10 protein-coding genes are annotated in these 8,013 nt (G+C 54.6%); 6 read left to right on the forward strand and 4 right to left on the reverse strand.

Annotated elements, in window-relative coordinates:
* A partial coding sequence (locus tag CBB63_RS16380; protein WP_353744280.1) for a MobA/MobL family protein occupies positions 1-407 on the reverse strand: 407 nt, incomplete at its 3' end.
* Between CBB63_RS16380 and istA the strand changes: the two genes are divergently transcribed.
* Positions 391-1,890, forward strand: coding sequence for an IS21 family transposase (gene istA, locus CBB63_RS15555; RefSeq protein WP_286699790.1), 1,500 nt, complete (start codon positions 391-393; stop codon positions 1,888-1,890). The two genes, CBB63_RS16380 and istA, sit on opposite strands and share 17 nt — an antisense overlap.
* The gene (istB, locus tag CBB63_RS15560; protein ID WP_286699791.1) at positions 1,887-2,639 is read left to right on the forward strand and encodes an IS21-like element helper ATPase IstB; all 753 of its coding nucleotides are present in this window, start codon (positions 1,887-1,889) and stop codon (positions 2,637-2,639) included. Before istA ends, istB begins: the two co-directional genes overlap by 4 nt.
* Before the next feature lie 104 nt (positions 2,640-2,743).
* Here the strand turns inward: istB and CBB63_RS15565 are convergent, their stop codons facing one another.
* Together CBB63_RS15565 and CBB63_RS15570 are read right to left on the reverse strand one after the other, a co-directional pair.
* Positions 2,744-3,193, reverse strand: coding sequence for a hypothetical protein (locus tag CBB63_RS15565; protein ID WP_286699792.1), 450 nt, complete (start codon positions 3,191-3,193; stop codon positions 2,744-2,746).
* Between the two features lie 277 nt (positions 3,194-3,470).
* Complete coding sequence (locus CBB63_RS15570; protein WP_037954330.1) at positions 3,471-3,689, reverse strand: hypothetical protein; 219 nt, start codon at positions 3,687-3,689, stop codon at positions 3,471-3,473.
* A gap of 323 nt (positions 3,690-4,012) precedes the next feature.
* Between CBB63_RS15570 and CBB63_RS15575 the strand changes: the two genes are divergently transcribed.
* Positions 4,013-4,342, forward strand: a complete 330-nt coding sequence (locus tag CBB63_RS15575) for a YidH family protein (protein ID WP_083779642.1) — start codon at positions 4,013-4,015, stop codon at positions 4,340-4,342.
* On the opposite strand, the gene CBB63_RS15580 is transcribed toward CBB63_RS15575, so the two are convergent.
* The gene (locus CBB63_RS15580) at positions 4,298-5,191 is read right to left on the reverse strand and encodes a mechanosensitive ion channel family protein (protein ID WP_286699793.1); all 894 of its coding nucleotides are present in this window, start codon (positions 5,189-5,191) and stop codon (positions 4,298-4,300) included. The genes CBB63_RS15575 and CBB63_RS15580 overlap by 45 nt on opposite strands.
* 229 nt (positions 5,192-5,420) lie before the next feature.
* Here CBB63_RS15580 and corA point away from each other — a divergent pair, with 229 nt between their 5' ends.
* The 3 genes from corA to CBB63_RS15595 form a co-directional block, all read left to right on the forward strand.
* Positions 5,421-6,386, forward strand: a complete 966-nt coding sequence (gene corA / locus CBB63_RS15585; protein ID WP_009826673.1) for a magnesium/cobalt transporter CorA — start codon at positions 5,421-5,423, stop codon at positions 6,384-6,386.
* Between the two features lie 171 nt (positions 6,387-6,557).
* On the forward strand, positions 6,558-7,157 hold the full coding sequence (locus CBB63_RS15590) for a DedA family protein (RefSeq protein WP_009826672.1): 600 nt from the start codon (positions 6,558-6,560) through the stop codon (positions 7,155-7,157).
* A 152-nt stretch (positions 7,158-7,309) separates the two neighbouring features.
* On the forward strand, positions 7,310-8,013 hold a 704-nt coding region (locus tag CBB63_RS15595; RefSeq protein ID WP_286699794.1), incomplete at its 3' end, for a lysylphosphatidylglycerol synthase transmembrane domain-containing protein.

The raw sequence follows: 8,013 nt of genomic DNA on the forward strand, positions 1-8,013 counted from the left end.
CCCTCGTCGCCGCGCTCCCGCGCCGCCGATGCCAGCTCAAGCGCCTCGTCACGCTGCGCCACGAGCGTCCGGTGATCCACGCGGTCCTCGATGCCGGCGCGTTCAAGCGCCGCATTGCTGTCGCGCGCCCACGCCTCGCGCCAGCCCTCAAGAACCTCGACCTTGTTCCAGTCGCGGTTCTTGGTGGTGAAGCCCCCGCCGGGCACGCTGCCCTCTGCGTCCAGCTCGCGGGTGGTCAGCAGGATGTGGGCATGGTGGTTGCGTTCATCGCCCTCCCGTCCCGGTGTAAAACGCGGAGCAATATTGGCCCACGGAAGCGGCTGCGTTTTGCAGTTGTAGCGGAGTAAAAGTCCGCCAGTTTGTGCCCTTCGTTTATGCGGAGGGCGGGAGATGTATTCTGTGGATATTTATAGCCGCGTGCGCCGCGCGTGTTTGAAGGACGGCATGTCAGCGCGGGAGGCCGCGCGTTACTTCAATAAAGATCGTAAGACGATTGCCAAGATGCTGCGCCATGAGCTGCCGCCCGGCTATCAGCGTTCAGAACCGCCACGCCGCCCGACGCTTGATGGGTTTGTTGGTGTGATCGATGAGATCCTTCGCACTGACAAAGCCTTGATCAAAAAGCAGCGACACACAGCAAAGCGCATATTCGAGCGTTTGCGCGACGAACATGGATATGCGGGCAGCTTAACGACGGTGACCTATTACGTTCGTGAGCAAAAGCGGCGGACCAAAGAGGTGTTTGTGCCGTTGTCGCATCTTCCGGGCCATGCGCAGGTAGATTTTGGCGAGACGCTGGGTGTGATTGGCGGCGTGGAATGCAAGATCCACTTCTTTGTGATGAGCTTGCCCCATTCGGATGCGGTGTTTGTGAAGGGATATCCCGCCGAGACAACCGAGGCGTTCTGTGACGGCCACGTGTCAGCCTTTGCGTTTTTTGGCGGCATCCCGCAGTCCATTCTTTACGACAACACGAAGATCGCAGTCGCCCGCATTCTGGGGGACAAAACCCGCGTCCGGACCCAGCGGTTCACAGAGTTGCAATCGCATTACCTGTTTGATGACAAGTTTGGGCGGCCTGCGCGAGGCAACGATAAAGGCAATGTTGAGGGGATGGTTGGCTACACCCGCCGCAACTTCATGGTGCCCGCGCCACGCTTTGACAGCTTTGATGATCTCAATGCGCACCTTGAAGCGAAGTGCCTGGCCCGACAGGGCGAGACACTTCGTGGCCACGACAAAACCATCGGCGAGCGCTTGATATCTGATTTGGATGCGCTGATGGGATTGCCCGTTGCGGAGTATGAAGCCTGCGATCACGTCAGCACACGGGCCACATCGATCTCGATGGTGCGCTACAAAGGCAATGATTACTCGGTACCGGTGGCCTATGCACACCATGACGTTCATGTGCGTGGCTTTGTACACGAGGTACTGATCGGTTGCGGCAATGAGGTGATCGCACGGCACCAGCGGTCTTACGCATCCGCGGATATGATCTTTGATCCGCTGCACTTCTTGCCGCTGATTGAGCAGAAGGTTGGGGCCTTGGATCAGGCAGCGCCTTTGCAGGGTTGGGAACTGCCGGACGTCTTCGCGACCCTGCACCGCCTGCTCGAAGCCCGCATGGGCAAACCGGGCAAGCGGGAATACGTTCAGGTCCTGCGTCTGTTGGAAACATTCGACATGGATGTTGTACAGGGCGCAATCAGTCATGCCATTGATCTGGGTGCAATTGGCTATGACGCTGTAAAGCATCTCGTGCTGTGCCGGGTTGAGAAACGACCGCCGAGGTTGGATTTAGAGTTCTATCCGTATCTGCCCAAGGCCAATGTCGCCATGACGCGGCCATCCAGCTACATGAGTCTGATCGGAGGGACAGCAGCATGACTGACGCGCCTCAAATCCTTCTGCACCACCATCTCAAAAAGCTGCGACTGCCAACGTTCCAAGGCGAGTATGCCAAACAAGCGCAGCTTTGTGCGGCCGAGAACAAAGACCATGTGCACTACCTGGCACGGCTGTGTGAGATGGAACTGATTGATCGCGAGCGCCGGATGATTGAGCGGCGCATCAAAGCGGCAAAGTTCCCCAGTACCAAGAGCTTGGATAGCTTTGACTTCAAGATCATACCCAGCTTGAACAAGCCGCTGACGATGGAGCTGGCACGCTGTGATTACGTTGATCGCAAGGAAAACATCATCGCCCTTGGACCGTCAGGCACGGGCAAGACGCACATCGCTTTGGGACTTGGATTGGCTGCATGTCAACGCGGGTTGAAAGTACGCTTCACAACGGCGGCAGCCTTGGTTCATGATCTGATCGAAGCCCAAGATGAGCGGCGATTGCAGCGTCTTCAAAAACAACTGACCAGCCAGAACCTCTTGATCATTGATGAGTTGGGCTTTGTGCCCCTCAGCAAATCCGGCGCAGAATTGCTCTTTGAGGTCATATCGCAATGCTACGAACGCGGATCCGTCATCATAACCTCAAATCTGCCTTTTGATGAATGGACCGAGGTCTTTGGATCAGAACGCCTGACTGGCGCGTTGCTGGATCGTTTGACCCATCACGTCCACATCCTCGAGATGAATGGCGAAAGCTACCGGCTCAAACACAGTCGCAAAAACCGACAATAATCCACCCACAATCAAAGACAGGAAAATGCTGGCCCAAGGGCCAGCATGCGCTCTGGCCCGCTTCAGCTTTGTGAAGAGCACGCGCGCCAAAGCGCAAAACAACATCAAACGCAGTGGCCCCTTTTTATGCCGCGACCTGGCCCACTTTTACTCTGCGATTGACAGTCGTCGTTAGTTTCGTTCTCGCCATCGTCGTCTGTTTCGGCGTCGTTGTCGACGTCATCATTCTGATCCTCAGCGTTAACTGTCATCGAGTTGTCAGCCAAAGTGTACAGAACTTCCTGTTCGGACCCATCCGCCATGACGACTTCGAATTCGACAACACCGTTCCCTTGAGCTTCGTCATCAAACTCGGCTTCCATGACTTTGCCGCCAGTTTTGGTTTCAACGTCCGCGACGACGGCTGCGACCTTGGGATTGGCCGTCAGGAACTGCTGAAGTTCTTCGGCCGATTTTGCATCGGATTGGCTTGCAGCATATGCCATCGATCCCGCAAGAACCGAGAGGCCGACAAGACCGGAGGTGGCGGCGAGTACTAGTTTGTTACGTTTCATTTTCGTCTCCTTGGTGTAGGGCGGGACCATCCCGTCCGATGAGACTGATTTAGGAGGCGTCATTCTCGAATGACTGACTGTTGAATTACATCTATGTAAGGTTGGAAATTCCGTTTTGTACAAACGGGTCTGCCCATTAAACGGCATCCCAATGCTTACCCAGGCCCGGAGCCCTGCAGCCTATCTGTCACTGTTCACAGGAATGGCGCTGGTTTTGGATGCTTAAACGACCAGCGGCGGGGAACTTCCCCGCCGCTGGTGTGCTGTAGAACTGATTTTAGAGGGAGGCAGGCTGCGCCTTAAATGGCCCGACCGGATCAGCTTGTGCGCGTTTCTCGGCTTCGGCTAGAATACGGGGTGCAGCCAGGCGGAGAGCAAGCGCGAATGCCCCACCGAGCACAATCGCGAAACCAATGGCCATAATCCCAAAGCCGAACCCGGCGAATACGATCACGGCCAAGAGCATACTTGCCAGAATAGATTTAATACGTTCCATAGGTCAGATCTCCTTGTTTCTTGTCCTAAGGATATGGGTGGCATCCCGTGTCGCGGCCTGACGGCAACAATACAACGATGTAATAAACTACGGCTCCGAGTTTTCGGGCAACCAAGATATTCCAGCACGCAGATACAGTCGCACCGAACAGAGCGCCCCAAGTCATGAAAGCGGTGCATTACACAGATTTTTGTCAGCGACAGACTAGGCAGCGATGATAGGAAGTCGGCATGTTGCCTGGACCGTTGGAAGTGGCGGCCCCGGGAGCGCAGAGGTAAAATGCGCTGTAGGCTGTGTCGACCTGAGTTATTGAGGAAACGAATGTGATCGAAAAGTTTCAAGAGCACGCGTCAAACGAGAGAACCTATCTATCGTGGATCAGAACCGCTGTCGCAATTGCAGGCTTCGGAATTGTTATTGAACGATTGCCGAGCAACGCGAATAGTACATGGACAGGGCTGGCATTGGTGATCTCCAGTGCGGTGCTTGTGGCCCTCGCATCGTTGCGATTTTTGGTTATCCGGCGACAGATTGAGCGCTCAGATGCGGGGCGATCCATGTTCGGCGCAATCGAAGTTCTGTTTTCCTCGATGTTGGCAGTACTGCTGTTAACAGTCTTTGTCTTTCTGCTCGGGCTTGCGCGCGGGGGCTGACGTTGGCAACGATTTCACGACGACATTTTGGTATGCGAAGGGGATTTCAATATCTTCCGTATCGAACCGTTTTTTGATCGCTTCAGTGAGGTCGTATTTGACGCCGGCCCCGATCACGGGGTCAGGGCACCAGACTCTCAGAGTTAAGTCGACACTGGACGCGCCGAGCAATACCACCGGGCATCCTGCCACCTCTTCTACCTGCGGGTGAGCCTCTGCAAGTTCCAATGCGAGCGTTCGGGCTTTGTCGATATCCGCGTCATAGCCGATAGAGAACGGCACGATTGCCATTACCCGCGGGTGTACAGCGGTCACGTTGACCATCACAGTGTTGGAAATTACCGAGTTCGAAATGATCACCCGCCGGTTATCGAAAGTTTGCAGGATTGTGTACCCAAGTGAGACATCCTCGACGACTCCCGTTTCTAGCCCCGTCGGCGCGTTGATCTGAATGCGATCCCCAAGGCGAAATGGACGGTAAAAGATGAGGCTGAGGCCCGAAACGAAATTTGCGAGCGTCGATTGAGCGGCAAGTCCGATCACGATCGAGGCAACAGATACACTGGCTAACAGTGCGGTACTCAGGCGGTCCAGCGCCGGAATCATATGGGCATAGAGCATCATGATTATGAGCCAGACAAAGACACTTGCCACCTTGGAGAGAAAGCGGGCAGCCATACGGTCAATGCGTTGATCACGATCGCGTTCTATCACCAACCAGATTGCGCGATGTAGCGTCCACGATAGAAGCAATCCGCCAACCCAGAACAGAATAGCCAGGGCGAACGCCCCGGACCATGTATCTGGATGAAGTTTCACGAGCCAAGACTGTAGCGATTGCCAATTCATACCGCACCTCCGCCTTCACTATTGACCAAGGAGATGCTTTTGAAAACACTGGTGAAATACTAGGGAGATTCATATCGACTATAAATCACGATTTCGGAGCGCGAAGCGACTTGGTCTTTTTAGGCGGCGAAGTCGTCCGGTTGGTGGATCTCCGGTTGAGATTACAGCGCCACAGAACGCCCTTCCAACTGAGATCACCACGCATATCTACGGCGCAACGACATACGAAGTGCAAGACCGGCTGCTGCCCGCGCAAGTGGGGCAGTTCCGTTGGATTGACATTGTCGGGCTTGAGAATGACGCGGAAATCTCGAAATTAGCTCAGGACTTGGGTCTCAGTGATCTTTCGATCGCGGATCTATTTCACCTGGACCAGCGTCCCCACACAGATATTGATGGCGATCTCGTTCAAACCGTTTTGCGCATGCCGGTCAGAAACCAGCCGTTCACGGATCAGATTACACTTGTTCTGGGGCAAGATTTTGTTCTGACGCTACGCGAACAGCGCCGCGACTGTCTTGATGGCGTTCGTAAACGCTTGGCTGGCGGCAAGGGGCGCATACGTAATTCCAGCGAGTATCTTTTTTATTCTCTCTGCGATGCAGTGGTCGAAAGTTTCTTTCCTGTTCTGGAAGAACAGGGCGATTTGATCGAGGCATTGGAAGAACGCATTTTGCACAATCCCAGCGATGGTGCGATGCGCAACATCCATATGTTAAAACGCGATCTTTTGGTTTTGCGACATGCGATTTGGCCGATGCGTGACGCGTTAACCATACTTCAGCGCGATGACACGCCCCAGATAAACACAGATTTGCTGCCCTACTTGCGGGATTGTTCAGACCATGCCTTTCAACTTCTCGATATGGTAGAAGTCTATCGCGAAACCGCGCAAGGCCTCGTCGACTTGCAACTGTCGTCGCTTTCCAATCGAATGAACGAAGTTATGAAGGTCTTGACGATGATCGCGACAATATTCATCCCGATGACCTTCATTGCAGGTCTGTACGGTATGAACTTTGATCGGGCGTCACCTTACAATCTACCCGAACTGGGTTGGCGTTTCGGCTATCTTTACGCCATCGGGCTAATGGTCATTTCCGCCGCTGTCATGTTGTTCACATTTTGGCGGCTTGGCTGGATCTTTGGTCGGTCTGGCGCTGATCCAAATGCTGCCCCTCCAGACGCTGACTAACCGTATGGCACAATCAGTCCGGGTGTGCAGCTGACGCGGATGCTTTCCATTACCAATCCGTAATCTCTCTGTCAGGTCGGAGTAGAGCCATTTGACGTAGCTGTGCCCCAGACACTTAGGGTGCCGCCTAGGATCTAGGATGCGGTAGCCAGAGACTTGGGAAGAGTAAGCATGTTCGATATCATTACAACTTGGATGAGTGGTCTCGGACATGTTGGCGTCGCTGCTCTTATGCTTGCCGAAAACGTGTTCCCCCCGATCCCGTCAGAGCTGGTGATGCCCCTTGCTGGATATCTATCGGCAGAGGGTCAACTCTGGCTACCTGCGGCGATATTCGCCGGCACCATCGGCTCTGTTTTAGGTGCGTTGTTTTGGTATTACATCGGCATCTGGATCGGCGAGGAGCGGTTACAGCGGTTCGCCGCACGGCACGGTGCCTGGCTTACGCTTTCTCCAAAAGACGTGGACAGCGCAGGGACGTGGTTTCGCGACTATGGCTGGCGCGCGGTCTTTTTCGGCCGGATGATACCGGGCGTGCGTACGCTGATTTCGGTTCCTGCCGGAATGGCACGTATGCCGCTGAGACCTTTCCTGATTTTCACGACACTCGGCAGTTTGATCTGGACCGGCTTGCTGGCTGCGGCGGGTTTTTTGTTGCAAGCACAGTATGATGCCGTGGCGGCTTGGGTTGATCCGGTTTCGACACTCGTGATAGTGGGCTTGATCGGCGTCTACATTTTTCGGCTGATAAAGCAGTTCATGCGCCGATGAGAGCACGACGCCAGTTGATGCGCCAAAATCAAGAGGCTACCCTCTGCCGTGCGGTCGTCAGGGAAGTCTAAAAATGCCAGATCGCTCGTCATTTCAGCGCTGTATGCAGGCGGTGGAAGTTTTGAGAATGTGCCAGATATAAAGGGGCCGCAGTGTCGATTTCGCAGTTCGTACGATCAACCGGAATTTGGACGCGGATCAAGCCGATCGCGCCGTATATTCTGACCGCGGGATTGTTCGCGCTCGGGGCTTTTGCTCTTTACCATCTGTTGAAGCCAGTAAGCTTCCGGGAGGTTATGGATCAGGTCCGTGGAACACCCTGGCACATCATCGCGCTGGCGCTTCTGGCAATGTTCACGGGCTACGCCGCGCTGATTGGGTATGATTGGTCCGCCTTAAGGTACATTGGCAAGAAGCTACCCTTTCCAGTTGTGGCGACCGGAGGGTTTCTTGGATATGCTCTTGGAAATACGTTGGGGGCTGGCCCGGTGACCGGCGGTGCCGTGCACTATCGTATCTATTCATCACTAGGGCTTACAGCATACGATATTGCAGCCATCGCGGTTTTTGGATCTTTGTCCTTCGGTCTTGGGGCGACGATTGTCGGATTCGGGGCGCTCGCCTACCACCCATTTGCTCTGCAGTCCCTTACATCAATCAGTCCGCAAGTCCTCAGATGGGTCGGTATCGTGGCTTTGATCGTCTCACTCGGTTTGTTGGCGGCACTCGCTATCCGAAAGTCAGAGATGACAGTGCGCGGGCACAGCTTTCAGACACCTTCATTGGGGTTAATGACTGGTCAATTGCTGTTCACCGCCCTTGATATCCTCATGGCTGCGACTGTTCTCTATCTTCT

Origin of the sequence: Sulfitobacter sp. TMED3 (assembly GCF_002167505.1) — a bacterium.
In the GTDB taxonomy this organism is placed as follows: Bacteria; Pseudomonadota; Alphaproteobacteria; order Rhodobacterales; family Rhodobacteraceae; genus Sulfitobacter; species Sulfitobacter pontiacus.